The 16,460-nt window shown below is 70.7% G+C and carries 15 protein-coding genes; 7 read left to right on the top strand and 8 right to left on the bottom strand.

The window, feature by feature from the left end:
• Window positions 1-93: 93 nt before the first annotated feature.
• Window positions 94-1,284 carry an ROK family transcriptional regulator gene (locus tag ABZW60_RS19280; protein WP_355478558.1) on the bottom strand — a complete coding sequence of 397 codons (1,191 nt, stop codon included), beginning with the start codon at window positions 1,282-1,284 and terminating at the stop codon, window positions 94-96.
• A gap of 143 nt (window positions 1,285-1,427) precedes the next feature.
• Here ABZW60_RS19280 and ABZW60_RS19275 point away from each other — a divergent pair, with 143 nt between their 5' ends.
• From ABZW60_RS19275 to ABZW60_RS19260, 4 genes are read left to right on the top strand one after another with little or no spacing between them, the layout of a single operon-like run.
• The gene (locus tag ABZW60_RS19275) at window positions 1,428-3,092 is read left to right on the top strand and encodes an ABC transporter substrate-binding protein (RefSeq protein WP_355478556.1); all 1,665 of its coding nucleotides are present in this window, start codon (window positions 1,428-1,430) and stop codon (window positions 3,090-3,092) included.
• Between the two features lie 46 nt (window positions 3,093-3,138).
• Window positions 3,139-4,047 (top strand): ABC transporter permease subunit, encoded by a 909-nt coding sequence (locus ABZW60_RS19270; RefSeq protein ID WP_355478555.1) that lies wholly within the window; start codon window positions 3,139-3,141, stop codon window positions 4,045-4,047.
• On the top strand, window positions 4,044-4,949 hold the full coding sequence (locus ABZW60_RS19265) for a carbohydrate ABC transporter permease (RefSeq protein ID WP_355478553.1): 906 nt from the start codon (window positions 4,044-4,046) through the stop codon (window positions 4,947-4,949). Before ABZW60_RS19270 ends, ABZW60_RS19265 begins: the two co-directional genes overlap by 4 nt.
• Window positions 4,950-4,953: 4 nt before the next feature.
• On the top strand, window positions 4,954-6,957 hold the full coding sequence (locus ABZW60_RS19260) for a beta-galactosidase (RefSeq protein ID WP_355478551.1): 2,004 nt from the start codon (window positions 4,954-4,956) through the stop codon (window positions 6,955-6,957).
• Here ABZW60_RS19260 and ABZW60_RS19255 read toward each other — a convergent pair.
• Complete coding sequence (locus ABZW60_RS19255) at window positions 6,937-7,944, bottom strand: LacI family DNA-binding transcriptional regulator (RefSeq protein ID WP_355478550.1); 1,008 nt, start codon at window positions 7,942-7,944, stop codon at window positions 6,937-6,939. The genes ABZW60_RS19260 and ABZW60_RS19255 overlap by 21 nt on opposite strands.
• Window positions 7,853-8,854 (bottom strand): EamA family transporter, encoded by a 1,002-nt coding sequence (locus ABZW60_RS19250; RefSeq protein ID WP_355478548.1) that lies wholly within the window; start codon window positions 8,852-8,854, stop codon window positions 7,853-7,855. The genes ABZW60_RS19255 and ABZW60_RS19250 overlap by 92 nt, the downstream gene beginning before the upstream one ends.
• Before the next feature lie 40 nt (window positions 8,855-8,894).
• Between ABZW60_RS19250 and ABZW60_RS19245 the strand changes: the two genes are divergently transcribed.
• Together ABZW60_RS19245 and ABZW60_RS19240 are read left to right on the top strand one after the other, a co-directional pair.
• Window positions 8,895-9,386, top strand: a complete 492-nt coding sequence (locus ABZW60_RS19245) for a MarR family transcriptional regulator (protein WP_355478547.1) — start codon at window positions 8,895-8,897, stop codon at window positions 9,384-9,386.
• A gap of 144 nt (window positions 9,387-9,530) precedes the next feature.
• Window positions 9,531-10,976, top strand: a complete 1,446-nt coding sequence (locus ABZW60_RS19240; protein ID WP_355479059.1) for a glycosyltransferase 87 family protein — start codon at window positions 9,531-9,533, stop codon at window positions 10,974-10,976.
• On the opposite strand, the gene ABZW60_RS19235 is transcribed toward ABZW60_RS19240, so the two are convergent.
• Window positions 10,973-11,902, bottom strand: coding sequence for a threonine/serine dehydratase (locus ABZW60_RS19235; RefSeq protein WP_355478545.1), 930 nt, complete (start codon window positions 11,900-11,902; stop codon window positions 10,973-10,975). The genes ABZW60_RS19240 and ABZW60_RS19235 overlap by 4 nt on opposite strands.
• A gap of 84 nt (window positions 11,903-11,986) precedes the next feature.
• Here ABZW60_RS19235 and ABZW60_RS19230 point away from each other — a divergent pair, with 84 nt between their 5' ends.
• Entirely contained in the window at window positions 11,987-12,247 is a 261-nt protein-coding gene (locus ABZW60_RS19230) for a WhiB family transcriptional regulator (RefSeq protein ID WP_355478543.1), read from the top strand.
• Between the two features lie 25 nt (window positions 12,248-12,272).
• On the opposite strand, the gene ABZW60_RS19225 is transcribed toward ABZW60_RS19230, so the two are convergent.
• From ABZW60_RS19225 to ABZW60_RS19210, 4 genes are read right to left on the bottom strand one after another with little or no spacing between them, the layout of a single operon-like run.
• Window positions 12,273-13,121 (bottom strand): hypothetical protein, encoded by an 849-nt coding sequence (locus ABZW60_RS19225; RefSeq protein ID WP_355478541.1) that lies wholly within the window; start codon window positions 13,119-13,121, stop codon window positions 12,273-12,275.
• The gene (locus tag ABZW60_RS19220) at window positions 13,078-14,514 is read right to left on the bottom strand and encodes a DUF3040 domain-containing protein (RefSeq protein ID WP_355478539.1); all 1,437 of its coding nucleotides are present in this window, start codon (window positions 14,512-14,514) and stop codon (window positions 13,078-13,080) included. Before ABZW60_RS19220 ends, ABZW60_RS19225 begins: the two co-directional genes overlap by 44 nt.
• Window positions 14,514-15,764, bottom strand: a complete 1,251-nt coding sequence (locus ABZW60_RS19215) for a DUF2064 domain-containing protein (protein WP_355478538.1) — start codon at window positions 15,762-15,764, stop codon at window positions 14,514-14,516. The genes ABZW60_RS19220 and ABZW60_RS19215 overlap by 1 nt, the downstream gene beginning before the upstream one ends.
• On the bottom strand, window positions 15,761-16,411 hold the full coding sequence (locus ABZW60_RS19210; RefSeq protein WP_355478536.1) for a glycosyltransferase family 2 protein: 651 nt from the start codon (window positions 16,409-16,411) through the stop codon (window positions 15,761-15,763). The genes ABZW60_RS19215 and ABZW60_RS19210 overlap by 4 nt, the downstream gene beginning before the upstream one ends.
• Window positions 16,412-16,460: the final 49 nt, after the last annotated feature.

The raw sequence follows: 16,460 nt of genomic DNA, 5'->3' as shown, positions 1-16,460 counted from the left end.
CGGGCGTGAACAGAGGGTTGCATCCCGCACGCCCAGGGTCAAGACCTCGGCGGGCAGACGGGGAGCGCTTTCCAGCAGCGGGTATCGGCCAGGTCAGCGGCTCGGCAGGCGGCCGCGGTTCAGTGGCGTGAGGGCCTGGGCGGTGGCGCCCAGGGGAGTGGCGGTGTGCGGGAAGGTGGACGCGGCGACGGTGCAGCCGCCGGCGTCGGGCGCGACGGTGGCCTCGCGGAGCGCCATGTCGACCGCCGGCGCGAGGTGATCGAAGAGCAGGGCATACGCGCCGCCGAGCAGCACGACCCCGGGATTGAGGATGTTGACCAGCGCCGCGATCCCGTCACCGAGATGCGTCCCGGCCTCGGCGAGCACCTTCGTGACCCCGGCCTCGTGGGCGTCGGCGCGACGGATCAGCGCCTCGAGCTGCTGCTGGGGATCGTCGTCGACGGTGCCGTCGACCCGTTCGAGGATCGCCGGCAGGCTCGCCAGCGCTTCGAGGCAGCCGCGGCGGCCGCAACCACAGGCCGGCCCGTCCGGCACCAGGCGCAGGTGCCCGATCTCGCCGACGTACCCGAGATGCCCCGCGAGCGGGCGGCCGTCGGTGATGATGCCTGCCCCGACGCCGGTGTCGCCGGTGATCTGGATGAGGTTCGGCGTTCCGGCGTACGCACCGTAGAGATGCTCGGCCAATACGCCCAGCGATGCGTCGTTGTCGACGGTCACGGGGATGTCGGGCCGTCCGAGTGCTCCGGCGAGCTCGGCGCGCAGCGGTACGTCGGTCCATCCGAGGGCGGCGGCGAGGACGACGGCGCCGTCGCGGTTCACCAGGCCGGGGACGCCGACCGTGATGCCGAGCACCTGGCGCCCGGACGACTGCACGGTCGTGATCGCCCGGCGGGCCAGCGCGGCGAGGGCGGCGACGGTCTTCGCCGGCCCGGCGTCGACCCCCGGGCCGGCCCGGTGCCAGCGCAGCACCTGGTCGCCGGCCGTGTCGCAGGCGAGGGCGGTCAGGCCGCGGGCGCCCACCTCGAGCCCGATCGTCGCGTACGCCGAGCCGTCGAGGACGAGCAGTGTCGCCGGGCGGCCGACGTGGTTCTGGGTCTGCTGGGTCTCGCGGACCAGTCGGCGCTCCAGCAGCTCGCCGATGATGCTCGTCACGGTGGCCTTGTTCAGCCCGGTGCCGGCCGCGATCGCGGCCCGCGAGCACGGGGCCTCGCGGCGCAGGTGGCCGAGCACCGCCGCCAGGTTGGTGGCGCGGATGTCGGTGTGGTCCGCGGTCTGTGTGGTCAAGGTCCGTCCCGTCGAATGCTGTGTCGCCGAAAGCCGCTGAGAGCCGCTGAAAGATCGCCTGGGTCAGTTCTACACCTTGTCGGGCTGTGCGCTCTGCGTTAATTTGTTTGGCTACTAGCCCAACTAAGTCTAGGGGATGCGACGTGACCGGACCAGAGATCGGCGGACCCAGCCGCCGGACCTTCATCTCCCTGCTCGGCGCCGGCGCGGCGGCGGCCGCGGGCGGGGTGACGCTGACAGCGTGTTCGGACGGCGGCTCCGGCTCCGGCACGGCGGGCCGCGCGGAGACCGAGGACAAGCTGTCCGGCCTGCTGCCGAAGTACATCCCGTACGAGTCGGTGGCGCCGGACCTGCCGGGGGAGAACGGCGCCTCGCCGGGCTTCTCGCACTACCCGGCCGAGCTGAAGCGCGCGGTGCCCGACACGATGGTGCCGAGCGGCAAGGAAGTGTCGGCGATGACGCCGCTGTGGAGCCCGATCCCGCCGCTCACCGGCAACTCGTACTTCGAGGCGAACAACGAGCGGATCGGTGCGCCGCTCAAGTTCAACATCCTGAACGGCAACGACTACGGCGACAAGCTCGGCCCGATCCTTGCGGCCGGCAACATTCCGGAGCTGCTCTGCATCCCGGGCTGGAACATCTCCGGCCTGACCCGGTTCGGGCAGGCCGCGGACAAGCTGTTCGAGGACCTCACGCCGCACCTGGCCGGCGACAAGGCCGCGGCGTACCCGATGCTGGCCAACCTGCCGACCCGGGCCTGGGCGTACGGCGTCTGGAACTCGCAGCTGAAGGCGGTGCCGTTCCCCGGCGAGGGCTTCCCCTGGGTCATGATGTACCGCAAGGACCTCTTCGACCAGTTCGGCGCGCAGCCGCCGAAGAACGCCGACGACCTGCTGGCCCTGGGCAAGCAACTGACCGATGCCAAGGCCGGCCGCTGGGCGTTCGGCAGTGTCGCCGACGAGGTGATCCGGTCGTTCGGGGCGCCGGGAGGCTGGCGGAAGGACTCCAGCGGCAAGCTGGTGAACAAGATCGAGACGCCGGAGTACGCCGAAGCGGTGGCGTTCGTGCGGAGGCTCTTCCAGTCGGGCTACGTGCATCCGGAGGTCGTCGCCAACGCCGGTGCGGACGAGAACGCGCTGTTCGAGGGCGGGAAGCTGCTGATCCGGCAGAACGGCCTCGGCGGCTGGCAGGAGTCGCTGCAGCGGCAGTTGCCGATCAACCCGAAGTACGACCCGCAGCCGGTGCTGCCGTTCGCCCACGACGGGGGGACGCCGATCGTGTGGAGCGGGGACCCGGCCGGGATCTTCACGTTCGTCAAGAAGGGGGTCGGTGAGGAGCGGGTCAAGGAGCTGCTCGGCGTACTCAACTACACATCCGCGCCGTTCGGGACCGAGGAGTACCAGCTCTACACGTACGGGGTGGAGGGCAAGCACTACACCAAGCAGCCGTCAGGAGCCCCGAAGCTGACGGCGCTCGGGCAGAAGGAGGTCTCGCAGACCTACGTGTTCCTCGGCGGGCGGCCGACCGCTATCACCCAGAGCGAGTACCCGGGGTACGTGCAGTCGATGAGCGCGTGGCAGAACGCGGCGGCCAAGGTGCGGGAGAAGAACCTGTTCGACGGGATCCGGGTCGAGCAGCCGGCCAAGATGGCGGCCCTCGCGCAGCCGTTCGACGACGCCCTGCAGGACATCTTCCGCGGGCGCCGGCCGGTCAGCGAGCTGAAGACGGCCGTCAAGCAGTGGCAGGACAACGGCGGCAACGAAGGCCGCGACTTCTACGCCAAGGTCCTCAGTGACAACGGTCGGTAGGGTCCGCGTCCGGGGCGCGAGGGTTCGAACCGCTCGTGTGGGTGGGATGGGGTTCGGGCATCGGTTGCGGCGGGATTGGCCGTTGCTGGTGATGGTGTTGCCGGTGGTGGTGTTGCTGGGGGTGTTCCACTACTTCCCGACGCTCGGGAACGTGATCGCCTTCCAGGACTACTCGCCGTACGCCGGGATCCGCGGCAGCGACTTCGTCGGGTTCGCGAACTTCGGCCGGATGTTCTCCGAGCCGGCGTTCTGGAAGGCCGTCGCGAACACCCTGTCGATCACCGCCGTCCAGCTCGCGTTCTTCTTCCCGATCCCGATCGCCCTGGCGCTGCTGCTGAACAGCGTCCTGTCGTCCAGGCTCCGCAACATCATCCAGGGCGTGGTCTACCTGCCGCACTTCTTCTCCTGGGTGCTCGTCGTCTCGCTGTTCCAGCAGATGATCGGCGGCGCCGGCCTGCTCGCACAGACCCTGCGCGACAACGGCCACCAGGCCGTCGACCTGATGACGAAGCCGGACACGTTCATCCTCCTGGTCACCGCGCAGGCGGTCTGGAAGGACGCCGGCTGGGGCATGATCGTGTTCCTCGCCGCGCTGTCGACCATCAACCCGGCGCTCTACGAGGCCGCCGCGGCCGACGGCGCGAACCGCTGGCGCCGGCTCTGGCACATCACGCTGCCGGGGCTGCGCCCAGTGATCGTCCTGCTGCTGATCCTGCGCCTCGGCGACGCGCTGACGGTCGGCTTCGAGCAGTTCATCCTGCAGCGCAGCGCCGTCGGCGGCGGCGCCGCCGAGGTGCTCGACACCTACGTCTACTACCAGGGCCTGCTCGTCGGCGACTTCGGCTACGGCGCGGCCGCCGGCCTGTTCAAGGGCGTGGTCGGCCTTGTCCTCGTCCTGGTGGCCAACCGCTTCGCGCACATGGTGGGCGAGCAGGGGGTGTATTCCCGATCATGAGTGAAAGAGCTGTCTGGGAAGAAGAGCCGACGCTCGTCGACCGGCTGGGCAAGCCGGTCGTCCTGGCCCTGATCGCGCTGGCGGTCGCGTTCCCGCTGTACGTCGTGGTGGTGACCAGCCTGTCGTCGACGGAGGCCGTGACGCGGGCCGGCGGCCTGGTCGTCGTACCACGGGAGCTGACCGTGGCGGCGTACGTGCAGCTGCTGTCCGGCGGCGTGGTCACGCGTGCGCTGCTGATCAGCGTGGTGATCACCGCGGTCGGTACGGCGTTCAGCCTCGGGATCACCGTGCTCGCGGCGTACGGGCTGTCGCGTCCGGGGTCGTTGTTCCACCGGCCGCTGCTGTTCGTCGTGCTGCTGACGTTCCTGTTCGGCCCCGGGATCATCCCGAGCTACCTCGTAGTGAACGCGCTCGGGCTGATCGACCATTACGCGTCGCTGATCCTCCCGGCCGCGATCTCGGCGTTCAACCTGATCGTCATGCGGTCGTTCTTCATGGGGATCCCGGGCGAGCTGATCGACAGCGCCCGGATCGACGGCGCGGGTGAGTTCGCCATCCTCCGCCGGATCGTGCTGCCGCTGTCGAAAGCCGTGGTCGCGGTCGTCGGGCTGTTCTACGCCGTCGGCTACTGGAACGCGTTCTTCAACGCCCTGCTCTACATCAACGACAACTCCAAGTGGCCGCTGCAGATGGTGCTGCGGACGTACATCGTGCAGCAGCAACCGCTCCCGACCGGTGCCGGCGGCGTAGCGACCGGGGTCGGCCTGGGACTTCAGCCCGCGCCGGGGCTGGCGATCAAGATGGCGATCGTGGTGATCGCGATCGTGCCGGTCCTGCTGGTCTACCCGTTCATCCAGCGGCACTTCCAGAAGGGCGTCATCATCGGCGCGGTGAAAGGCTGACCCCATGAGTCTTTACTACGGCGGCGACTACAACCCCGAGCAGTGGGATCCGGCGGTCTGGAAGGAGGACGTCGACCTGATGCGTCAGGCCGGCGTCAACCTGGTGACCGTCGGTGTCTTCTCGTGGTCGAGCCTCGAACCCGCACCGGGCGAGTACGACTTCGCGTGGCTCGATCAGGTGCTGGACCTGCTGCACGACGGCGGGGTGCGCGTCGACCTGGCCACGCCGACCGCCTCGCCGCCCCCGTGGTTCAGCCGGTTGCACCCGGAGGCGTTGCCGGTGACGGCTGACGGCGTACGGCTGACGCACGGGAGCCGCGACACGTACTGCGCGTGCGCACCGGCGTACCGTGACGCGGCCCGCGGGATCGCGCGGACGCTGGCCGAGCGGTACCACGATCACCCGGCGCTGGCGATGTGGCATGTGCACAACGAGTACGGGTCCACGTGCTACTGCTCGTTCGCGGCGGAGCGGTTCCGCGGGTGGCTGCGGGACCGGTACGGGTCGCTCGATCGGCTGAACGAAGCGTGGACGACCGCGTTCTGGAGCCAGGGGTACGCCGACTGGGCGGATATCGAGCCGCCGCGCACGACGCAGTACCTGGTGAATCCGACGCAATACCTGGACTATCGCCGGTTCTGGTCCGACGAGTTGCTGGCCGCGTACCTCGACCAGAAGGCCGTGATCCGCGACCACTCGGCGGCACCGGTGACGACGAACTTCGTCTTCGGCGGCTGGGTCCCGGTGAACCACGCACGCTGGGCGGCCGAGGTCGATGTCGTTGCCATCGACCACTATCCGGACCAGGCCGGGATCGGCGCGGAGGAGCAGACCGCGTTCGGCGCCGACCTGGCGCGGGCATGGGCCGGCGGAAAACCGTGGCTGTTGATGGAGCACGCCGCGGGCGGTCTGAACACCGGCGGGCGGTGGCACACCAAGGAGCCGGGCCGGATGGCGCGGAACAGCCTGTCCCACATCGCCCGCGGATCGCGCGGTGCGCTGTTCTTCCAGTGGCGGGCGTCCCGGGGCGGCGCGGAGATGTACCACTCGGCGATGGTTCCGCACGCGGGCGCGGACAGCGCGAGGTTCCGGGAGATCGCGCGGCTCGGCTCCGTACTGCCGCGGCTGGCCGAGGTGGCCGAGAGCCGCGTGGTCGCGGATGTCGCGATCCTGTGGGACGTCGAGTGCTGGTGGGCGATGCAGGGCACGCACCTGCCGTCGTCCTCGCTGGACTACCTCGCCGCCGTACGATCCGCGCACCGGCACTTCTGGCACGCGGACGTGACGGTGGACTTCGCGGCTCCGGACGCCGACCTGTCGTCGTACCGGCTCGTGATGGTGCCGTCGCTCTATCTCGTCTCGGACGAGGCAGCCGCGAACCTTGCCGCGTACGTCGAGAACGGCGGGCAGTTGCTGGTCGGGTACTTCAGCGGGATCGTGGATCCGGACGTCCGGGTGCGGCTCGGTGGGTATCCCGGCGCGTTCGCGGACCTGCTCGGGGTGCGGGTCGAGGAGTTCCACCCGTTGGAGGACGAGGTCGAGCTGGCGTCGGGCGGTCGCGGGCGGCTGTGGAGCGAGGACGTCGAGGCGGTGTCGGCCGAGGTCGTCGACCGGTACGCCGGGGGAGTGCTCGACGGGAAGCCTGCCGTGACGCGCCGCCAAGTGGGGGACGGTACGGCGTGGTACGTCTCGACGGAACTCGACGACCGGACTGCGGCGAAGCTCGTCACCCACCTCGTCCCCACCGTCGAGCCGCAGAACGTGGCAGGCCGCCCGGCCGAGTCAGCGCGGCCAGGCGCGGAGCGGGAGGCTGCGGGGGTTCACCCGGGCGGGGTCCTGGAGACCGTGCGGCGGCGGGGCGGGGACACCTTGTGGACGTTCTTCATCAACCACGGCGGCTCGGAGGTTGTCGTGCCGGCTGTTGGGATCGAGCTGGTGAGTGGCACGGCTGTGGATGGTGAGCTGGTGGTGCCTGGCGGGGGCTACTCAGTGCTGCGAGAGGGCTGAGCTGCCGCGCGCTGTGAGGGTGGGCGCCAGCAAGGTCAGCTCGGGAACGGTGCCGCCCTCGAGTTTGGCGATCAGCGACTCCACCGCCTGCTCGCCGATCTGTTCGGCCGGGATCGTGACCGAGGACAGCTGCGGGACCTGGCGCTCGGCGACGTCGTCGGCGCAGATCGCGACCAGGGACATGTCCTCGGGCACCCGGCGGCCGAGCCGGCGCAGGACGTCGAGCAGCGGGCCGATGATCGGCTCGTTCTGCACGACGAGCCCGGTGATGTCCGGGTGGTCGGTCAGCAGCTGCTCGACCGTGTGCAGGATCGCGTCGAACGTGTGCTCACAGGGCGTCTCGACGCCGAGCACCCCGCGGCGCGCGGCGGCGTCGGCGAACCCGGTCAGCGTGTGCTGCGCGAAGCCGGTCTGCCGTTCGTACACGGCCGACGGCGTACCGAGCAGGGCGAGCGAGCGGTGGCCGAGGTCGGCCAGGTGATCGACGCACTGGGCGCCCGCGGCGACGAAGTCCAGGTCGATACAGGTCAGCCCAGCGGCGTCGTCCGGGTACCCGATCAGGACCGACGGCATCGGCAGCTCACGCAGCATCGGAACCCGCTCGTCGTGCAGCTCGACGTCCATCACCACGAGCGCGTCGACCAGCGAGCTCTGCGCGACCCGCTCGAGTCCTTCCGGGCCCTCGTCCGCGGTCAGCAGCAGGACGTCGTGGTCGAACCGGCGGGCCGTCGTCACGACCGCGGTCGCGAACTGCATCATCACGGGGACGTGCATGCCGGTGCGCAGCGGGATCACCAGCGCCAGCACGTTGGAGCGCTGGCTGGCCAGGGCGCGGGCGCTCGCGTTCGGCCGGTAGCCGAGGGCGCGGACGCTGCGCTGCACCCGCTCGCGGGTGTCAGGCGAGATCGTCCGCTTGCCGCTGAGCACGTAGGACACCGTGCTGGTCGCCACCCCGGCATGCCGGGCGACGTCCGCGATCGTGACCATGGTGCTTCCCCTCTTCCGTCGGCTCCCCAGTTCTACCCCAGTCGAAGCGCTTCGACACGCCAATTGATCGTACTTGGCTCAGCGCGATCCCGACGAGCACGAGCGCCAGGCCGAGGAGTTGCCGCGCGGTCAGGACGTCGCCGGACCACAGCACGCCGAGAAGTACGCCGGTGACCGGGTTCAGCAGGCCGATGAGGCCGACCGTCGCGGCGGGGAGACGGCGCAGCCCGGCGAACCAGGCCGTGAAGGCGAGCGCGGTCGCGACGAGTCCGACGTACGCGAAACCGGCGACAGCCGGTCCGTCGAGGTGTGGCGGACGGCCCTCGACGACGATCGCGAACGGGACCAGGACGATGCCGCCCGCGATCAGCTGCCACGCGGTGGTGGCGAGCGGGCCCTCGTCCGCGCGCCCCCACTTCTTGGCCAGGACATAGCCGCACGACGACATCGTCAGCGCGGCGGCCGATGCCGCGACGCCGCGCAGGTCGACCGCGGCCGAGCCGGCGCCGAGCAGCATGACGACGCCCGCGATCCCGGCGGTCGCGCCGGTGAGGACCTGGACGGTCGGGCGCTCCGCAAGCAGGCCCCAGGCGAACAGGGCCATGGTGAACGGCGCCGCGGACATGATCGTCGACGCCAGGCTGACCGGAAGCAGCTGAGAGGCGAGGTAGATCAGCGCGAAGAAGGCGCCCATGTTGCAGATCCCGAGCACGACCGATCGCCACCACCAGGCGCCGCGGGGGAGACGGCGGGCGAGCGCGAGCAGGAGCAGGCCCGCGGGCAGGGCGCGGAGAACCGCGCCGTACAAGGGATGTCCGGCCGGCAGGTACTCGTGGGTGACGAAGTAGTTCGTGCCCCAGGCGATCGGGGCGATCGCGGTCACCAGGGTCCAGCGGAAAGTGTCTTCCATGGAAAATATTGTATCTTCCCGGGAAGATAGAGTGGAACCCGTGGACCACGTAGCGAGGATCCAGGCGGAGTGGCGGACCGAGCGGCCGGACGTCGACACCACTCCGCAAGGGGTGATCGGGCGGCTGCACCGGATCGCGAACCAGCTGACCGGTGAGCTGACGCTGCTGTACGCGAAGTACGGGCTGACCGAGGGGGAGTTCGACGTCCTCGCGGCCCTGCGGCGCGCGGGTGCGCCGTACGAGCGTGCGCCGGGGGAGATCGCGCTGCACACGATGGTCACCACGGGCGCGGTCACCAAGCGGGTCGACCGCCTGGAGGAGGCCGGGCTGGTGGATCGCCGGCGCAGCGACGCCGACGGTCGCGCCCGGGTGGTCCGCCTGACCCCAGCTGGTCGCCGGCTGATCGACAAGGCCTTCACCGCACACATGGCCAACGAGCAACGCCTCCTGGAGGCCCTCACACCGAGTGAGACCGAACAACTCGAGAAACTCCTCACCACCTGGCTGGCCCGCCTCGAGCCCGACAGTTGAGGCTCCGGCCGGCAGGATCTGGACCGGACCGCTTCCGCGCCGAGCACGCACACCCCGGATGACGGCGCGCGGGAACCACCTGCGCGCGGTGTAAGGCACAGGTGGGTAACCTCTCCTGGTCGCCAGGTGAGCCGATAGGAGATGATGCCCACCGTGACCGGACCACAGCGCGAGCTCGCGCAGACGCCGTCGGAGGCTGATCCGGCCCTCGCCGGCCTGACTGTCGGGCTCGGTGGGCCTTCGGGGCGGTTCGCCCGGCTCAGCTCGTCGTGGTGGACGCCGCTGCGGATCGCGCTCGCGGTCTGCACGATCACCTTCGGGCTCGGCGTGCTGCAGAAGGCGCCCTGCATGGAGGCCGGCTGGGACCGGCAGAGCTGGCGGCCGTTCAAGGCGCTCTGCTACTCCGACATCGGGTTCCTCTACCAGGAGCGCGGTTTCGCGGAGGGCAACCGGCCGTTCCTCGATACCGGCAACTACCCGGTGCTCGAGTACCCGGTGCTGACCGGCGGGTTCATGGAGGTCGCGGCGCAGATCACCTGGCTGATCACCGGCGACCCGAAGAAGGACCTGACCGTCGAGCAGAAGCGCGACACCGCCGGTGTGTTCTTCCTGGTCAACACCGTGTTGCTGTTCCTCTGCGCGCTGCTGATCGTCGGCCTGACGGTGGCGACCGCGCGCGGCGTCGAGTCCAGACCCGGCGCGGCCCGAGGGCAGCCGCTGGACGCCCTGTACGTCGCCGCGGCGCCGGTGCTCGCACTGACGTCCACGATCAACTGGGACCTGTTCGCGGTGGCACTGACGGCCGGGGCGATGTTCGCGTGGTCGCGCGGAAAACCCATCTGGTTCGGCGTCCTGCTCGGGCTGGGGACGGCGGCGAAGTTCTACCCGTTCCTGCTGCTCGGCCCGCTGCTGATCGTCTGCATCCGCGGGCGGAAGCTGTGGCCGTGGGTCCAGGCGACGCTGGCCGCCGCGATCGCCTGGGGACTCGTGAACGCGCCGATCTACCTGCTGGCGAAGAACGAGTGGTTGTCGTTCTGGCAGTTCAACGACGAGCGGGAGAGCGACTACGGCTCGATCTGGTACGTCCTGAAGCTCGCCAAGCACGAGGTCGCGGACGTCAACCAGCTGAACATCGTGATCTTCGCGGGGCTGTGCCTGTCGATCGCGATCCTCGGCCTGATGGCGCCACGACCGCCGCGGTTCGCGCAACTGGCGTTCCTGGTGGTGGCCGCGTTCCTGCTGATCAACAAGGTCTACTCACCGCAGTACGTGCTGTGGCTGCTGCCGCTGGTGGCGCTGGCCCGCCCGCGGCTGCGTGACTGGCTGATCTGGCAGGCCTGTGAATGCTTCTACTGGATGCTGGTGTGGATGCATCTGGCGCAGTTCCTGGCGCCCGGTAATCCGCAGATCCCGGACCGGATCTACTGGTTCTCGGTGATCCTGCGGATGGCGGGCACGCTCTGGCTGATGCTGGTGGTCGCCCGCGACATCCTGCTCCCGGAGAACGATCCGGTACGCCGGGGCGACGCGGTCGACGACCCCTCCGACGGCGTCCGCTCCCGCGCACAGGCTCGGCTCGCCACGGCTTAGAGGATCAGCTTCGACACATCGAGGTTGCCGCCGCTGATGACCGCGGCGGTGAGTCCGGTGGGTTGCACGCTGCCTTCGAGCAGTGCGGCGAAGGGCGCGGCCGCCGCGGGCTCGAGGGCCAGCTTCGTGCGCGACATGACCAGGCGTGTCGCCTCCAGGAGGGTCTCCTCGCTGACCCGCACGACCTCGTCGACGTACTGCTGGATCAGCGGGAGGTTGCGCGTGCCGCAGACGGGCGCCGCGAGGCCGTCGGCGATCGACCGTGCGGTGAGCAGCCGCTGCGGTTCGCCGGCCGCCAGGCTGCGGCTGACCACGTCGGCCTGCTCCGGCTCGATCCCGATCACACGGATGCCCGGCTTCAGCAGCTTCACCGCCGTCGCGACGCCCGAGATCAGCCCGCCGCCGCCCACCGGAACCAGGACGGTGCCGAGGTCCGGGCGGTCCGCCAGCAGTTCGAGGCCGAGGCCGGCGTGGCCGGTGATCACGTCCTCGTCGTCGAACGGGTGCACCCCGGTCAGTCCGCGCTCGTCCCGGATCCGCTCGTAGGCCGCCATCAGGTCACCGTCGACGAGCTCGACCGTGGCGCCGTACCCGCGGGCCGCGGCGATCTTCGCCGGGACGGCGGTTGTCGCCATCACCACAGTGGCCGGAACGCCCGCGTCCTTCGCGGCCCAGGCGAGCGCGCCGGCGGCGTTCCCGGCCGAGACGGTGACGACCCCGCGCTCCCGCTCGGCGGCGCTCAGCCGGAGCAGCTTGGTCAGCAGGCCGCGGACCTTGAAGCTGCCGGTCTTCTGGAACAGCTCCGCCTTGAGGACCAGGTCGGCGGCGAAGTGCTCGTTCAGCGCGGACGAAGTCAGCAGCGGCGTGCGGTGGATCCGCCCGTCGAGAGCGCGGGCGGCCTGGCGGATGGCGTCGAGCGTCGGCATAGCGCAGAGACTAAAAGTCTACTAAGCCGATCATATTGCGAGACAAAGGATCGCCGCGGTCGCGGGGGACTTACCGTCGGAGTCATGAGGCCGACGCTGACCGTGATCGTGGATCCCGCCGACCGCTGGATGAGCCGCGCCGCGTGTATCGGCCAGGCGCCCGCGTACGACGAGACCGCGTCGCGCTGGGAGCAGCGCAAGGCGCGCGAGCTGTGCCTGACGTCCTGCCCGGTGCTCGCCGAGTGCCGCGAATGGGCGCGCCGGACGAAGTACACCGGGACGGCCGCGGGCGAGACCCTGCTGTACGGGCGCCGCCGCGGCCATCCCGAGTCGGCTGCGAGCTAGACCAGGGAGCTGGAGCCGAGTACAGCTAGATCCGGCCGGCGACGGCGGCGGCGAGCTTGCCGGCCGCGGCCGGGGACTGCGGGAGGAACAGGTACGGCTCGATGAGCTCGATCTCCATCAGCAGGAAGCGGTCGTTGACGACGACCCCGTCGACCCGCGCGTAGGCCGGCGTCGGGCCGGAGGCCTCCAGCGCGGCGCGGGCAGCGTCGAGGACCGCGGCGGGCGGCTCGGTCGGCGTCGTCTGACCGCCGTACGACTCCTGGACCCGGTAGTCGCCGGTCGCGGGCCGCTTGACGACCGCGTGGCTGAACTCGCCGTCGAAGAACAGCAGCGACCACTCGCCGTCGGACTGGATCTCCGGGACGAACGGCTGCACGAGGTACACCACGTCGGGCAGCTCGTCGAGCGCCTGCTCGAGCTCGGGCGATCCGGCGACGCCGCGGACGGTGTGCAGCGCGTTGCCGCTCACGGTCGGCTTGACCACGATCTGCTCACCGGTCAGCCCGGCGACCACCTCGCGCAGGCACGCGCCGGCCGCGACCTGGGACGGGACGATCGCCACACCGCGCTCGCGGAGCTCCAGCAGGTACTGCTTGTCGCTGTTCCAGCGGACCTGGTCCGTGGAGTTCAGCACCGGTACGCCGGCCTTGTCGAGCTGGTCGAGCCACTCGGTGAACACCTCGTACAGCCGGAAGTAGTCCCAGACCGTGCGCAGCAGGACCGCGTCGTAGGCGGACCAGTCGACCGACGGGTCGGTCCAGACCTCGACCACCGGGTCGAGGCCCGCGGCGCGGAGCGCGTCGAGGAGCGGGCGTTCGTGCGGGTGCAACTCAGCGTAGTCGGCCGAGGTTGCGAGGGCGATGCGTTTCGTCACGCCCGTCAGTGTTGGCGGCGAGAGGCGCTGCGGTCAAACCTGAATCCGCAGCGACCTGGCGACGGAGCGTGATCGCGATGACAACGATGACGGCGGCGGTCAGGTGGATCAGGCCCTGCCGGGTGTCGTGCCCGAAGCTCCCGTAGGCGAGGTACGACGCGACCGGTACGGCGAGCCACTCGGGCCGGCCGGCCAGCGCGGCGAGGGCGATCAGCGGGAGGCCGTACCACGGGTACGTCGGGGTGGCGACCACCAGCGCCGCGCCGTACAGCCAGCAGCAGGTCAGGGCGATCGGGTCGCGTCCGGCACGGTGGAAGGCGAGCGCCGCGAGGCCGAGCGCGAGGGCGGCGGCGACGAGCTGCCGGGCCTCAGGAGGCAGCAGGAGCGCGAGAATCGCCGACCGGGAGCTGCCGTCCTCGAAGCCTTCCTGGTTGAGGTAGCCGGGCAGGAAACCCAGTACCAAGATGCCGACGGCAAGGACGTGCGGGAGGTACGACGCGACGAAGGTGCCCACGGCAACGAGTGGCTTCCGTCGACGGAATGTGGGGAGCAGCAGCAGGGGCAGGAGCTTCACACTGCCGGCCGCGCCCAGGAGAACAGCGGCGACCTTCGGCCGGCGGGCGGCCGTCACCACGGCGGCCGTGATCAGGAGTGCGGCGAGGACGTCGACGTGGGCGGCGTTGCCCGCTTCGAGGGCGACGATCGGTGACCAACCCCACAAGGCGGCCCACCGCGGGTTCTGTACGGCGAGTAGCCAGGTGAGTGCGATCGCGAGCAAACCGGCCGCCAGTTGCAGACCGAGCGTGCCGACGGACCACGGCGTGACGAGTGCGACCACGGTGAAATACGCCTCGGCGACGGGCGGGTAGATGGTCGGCACGCCCGGCCGGTTGATCCGCGTACGGGCGTCGTCGACCGGCAGACTCGCCGGATCCTTCGGGATGCTCGTCACGCCGGACCGCCGATCCGGCGACAACCCCGGGAACAGCACGGGGTCCCGCAGGTGCGCCAGCCGGTCGTCCAGAGGCACATAGCCGTACGGCGAGTGGCCCGACAGCTGCACACGCCCGTCCCACACGTACCGGTAGGCGTCCGTGCTCGTGATCGGTGCGTGCAGCAGCCCCGGAACCTGGCACAGTCCCGCCACAACCACCACCGCGCCGACAGTCAGCCCCCGCCCGAACCGCCACACCAGCAGCCCGACCAGGACGGTCCCGCCGGCCAGCACCAGGTTGGGCCACCACTGCCGCTCCGCCGCCCCGACAACGACCACCACGACACCGACCGCGACCACAGCGCCGGCCCACCAACCGCGACTTTGTGCACGGTTTCCGCGTTTCCGCGGGGGTTTCGTACGCGCCTGGTGCACAAAGTCGGGGATCGAGGGGCGCATCAGGCGGTCCGGCGGAGGGTGAGGAAGGCCCGGTGGGGGGTTCGCCAGTCCTCGGTGGGGTGCAGGCGGGTGGCGCGGGCGTGCCGGATCAGGGCCCGGGTCCCGACTCTTGCCCAGGGCAACGGAGTGGAGTGGCGGCCGCTGGAACTGCGCAGCACGATCGGTGTGCTGTCGTCGAGTTCGTCGTCCGGGTCGACCTCGACCAGCACGAGCCCGTCGGGCCGGACGAGTTCGGCGCAGCGGCGCAGCAGGTCCGCCGGGTCACCGCCGATCCCGATGTTCCCGTCCATCAGCACGACGCTGCCCCACCGTCCTTCGCCCGGCAGCCGGTCCTGCACCGGCCGATGCAGCGCGGCCGCACCGCGCGACGTGGTGAGCGAGACCGCACGCGGCGACACGTCGACGCCGAGGGCGGGGATCCCGCGTTCCGCCAGTGCGGTGACGATCCGCCCCGGCCCGCACCCGATGTCCAGCACCGGCCCCTCGCACCGGCTGAGCGCGAGCCGATCGACCTCGTCCGCAGGCGCCGTCCAGCGATCCAGCTCGGACAACGACGGCACGGTCCGCCCGTCGGGGCCGGTGGCAACGACCCGTGTCGTCCCGCCGAGCGCCTGGTCGAAGAGCAGTCCGGGATGCGCCGCGTGCTGCAACCGCCGGTACAGCCGCGACACCCGCAACGACGGGAACTCGGCGGCGAGGTGCGCCGCATCCCGCGGTGTGTCCATGTCGCGCAACGTCGGCAGCATCCGCACCCGCAACCCCAACGACAGCAGCCGCCGCAACTGGTCCCGTCCGGTGTGGTCGGTCGACATCGGTACGCCGACCAGCGCGCGGCGGTCCGGCTGCCGCAGCCCCAGGCACCAGTACCCGCCGTCCTCGGTGAGGCCGAGCACCGCGTCGTGTGCGGACCAGTGGAAGCCGAGCAACTCCGGCTTCAGCTGTGGTGTGTCCATCCCGACGAGCAGCATCGGCGTGCCGTCGTACGCGTCCTCGAACGCCGCCGCGAGCCGCTCATCCAGCCCGTCGCCGCGCTGGCCGACGATCTCGAACCCGGGCGGCAACCACGGCCCCGGCTCGCCGTCGAGCGCGATCACCCGTCGTGCCGCGGGCGCCGCTTGGACCGCGCTGAGCGTGTCGACGAGCGAGGCCCGGGCCAGTGCCGCCGCCTCGCGCGCTGTGAACTCGGTCTGCAGGCGCGTCTTCACGAGCCCGGGCACCGGCGCCTTCGCGATCACGATCACCGTGTTCACCGGACGAGGACCTTCGACATGTCCAGGACCGCGCGGGCGGCGCCCAACGGCGTGCCGGTGACTTTCGACCGGCCGGAGCGCGGGAGGTAGTCGACGTCGACCTCCGCGATCCGCCACCCGGCGTCGGCGGCGCGGACGACCGTTTCCAGCGGGTAGCCGGAGCGCCGGTCCGTCAGCCCGAGATCGAGCAGCGCGGTACGCCGGGCCGCGCGCATCGGGCCGAGATCGTGCAAGGCCACGCCCGTACGGCGCCTGATCCGGCGGGACAGCTCGGCGTTGGCCAGCCGGAGGTGCCACGGCCAGACCTGGCGGGACACGGGCCGCCGGCGGCCGACGATCAGATCCGCGCGGCCGGCGACGACCGGTGCGACCACCCGGACCAGCTGCCGCGGATCAAGTGAGGCGTCCGCGTCCATCACTGCGACGATGTCCGCGTCGGCCGCCTCCAGACCGGCGTGACACGCGGCGCCGTACCCCTTGATCTCGCACTGCACAACGGTCGCGCCCAGGCGGGCTGCGACGGTGGCCGAGTCGTCCGTGGAGCCGTTGTCGACGACGATGGCGCGGACGCCGGGTGGGAGCCGTTCGAGGACCCAGGGCAGGGCGGCCGCCTCGTTCAGGCACGGCAGGACGAGATCGACGGACATGCTTCGACGGTAGGGACGAATCCGGACCGGCGGCCGCCGAACACGACTA

The organism is Kribbella sp. NPDC003557 (assembly GCF_040610805.1).
GTDB lineage: Bacteria > Actinomycetota > Actinomycetes > Propionibacteriales > Kribbellaceae > Kribbella.
This window is presented reverse-complemented; position numbering and strand designations above follow the sequence as displayed.

Coding starts and splice junctions, on each gene's coding strand:
- ABZW60_RS19220 (WP_355478539.1), bottom strand. CDS start 14,514: ATGCGCCCCTCGATCCCCGACTTTGTGCACCAGGCGCGTACGAAACCC.
- ABZW60_RS19270 (WP_355478555.1), top strand. CDS start 3,139: ATGGGGTTCGGGCATCGGTTGCGGCGGGATTGGCCGTTGCTGGTGATG.
- ABZW60_RS19260 (WP_355478551.1), top strand. CDS start 4,954: ATGAGTCTTTACTACGGCGGCGACTACAACCCCGAGCAGTGGGATCCG.
- ABZW60_RS19250 (WP_355478548.1), bottom strand. CDS start 8,854: ATGGAAGACACTTTCCGCTGGACCCTGGTGACCGCGATCGCCCCGATC.
- ABZW60_RS19255 (WP_355478550.1), bottom strand. CDS start 7,944: ATGGTCACGATCGCGGACGTCGCCCGGCATGCCGGGGTGGCGACCAGC.
- ABZW60_RS19230 (WP_355478543.1), top strand. CDS start 11,987: ATGAGGCCGACGCTGACCGTGATCGTGGATCCCGCCGACCGCTGGATG.
- ABZW60_RS19265 (WP_355478553.1), top strand. CDS start 4,044: ATGAGTGAAAGAGCTGTCTGGGAAGAAGAGCCGACGCTCGTCGACCGG.
- ABZW60_RS19235 (WP_355478545.1), bottom strand. CDS start 11,902: ATGCCGACGCTCGACGCCATCCGCCAGGCCGCCCGCGCTCTCGACGGG.
- ABZW60_RS19210 (WP_355478536.1), bottom strand. CDS start 16,411: ATGTCCGTCGATCTCGTCCTGCCGTGCCTGAACGAGGCGGCCGCCCTG.
- ABZW60_RS19240 (WP_355479059.1), top strand. CDS start 9,531: ATGCCCACCGTGACCGGACCACAGCGCGAGCTCGCGCAGACGCCGTCG.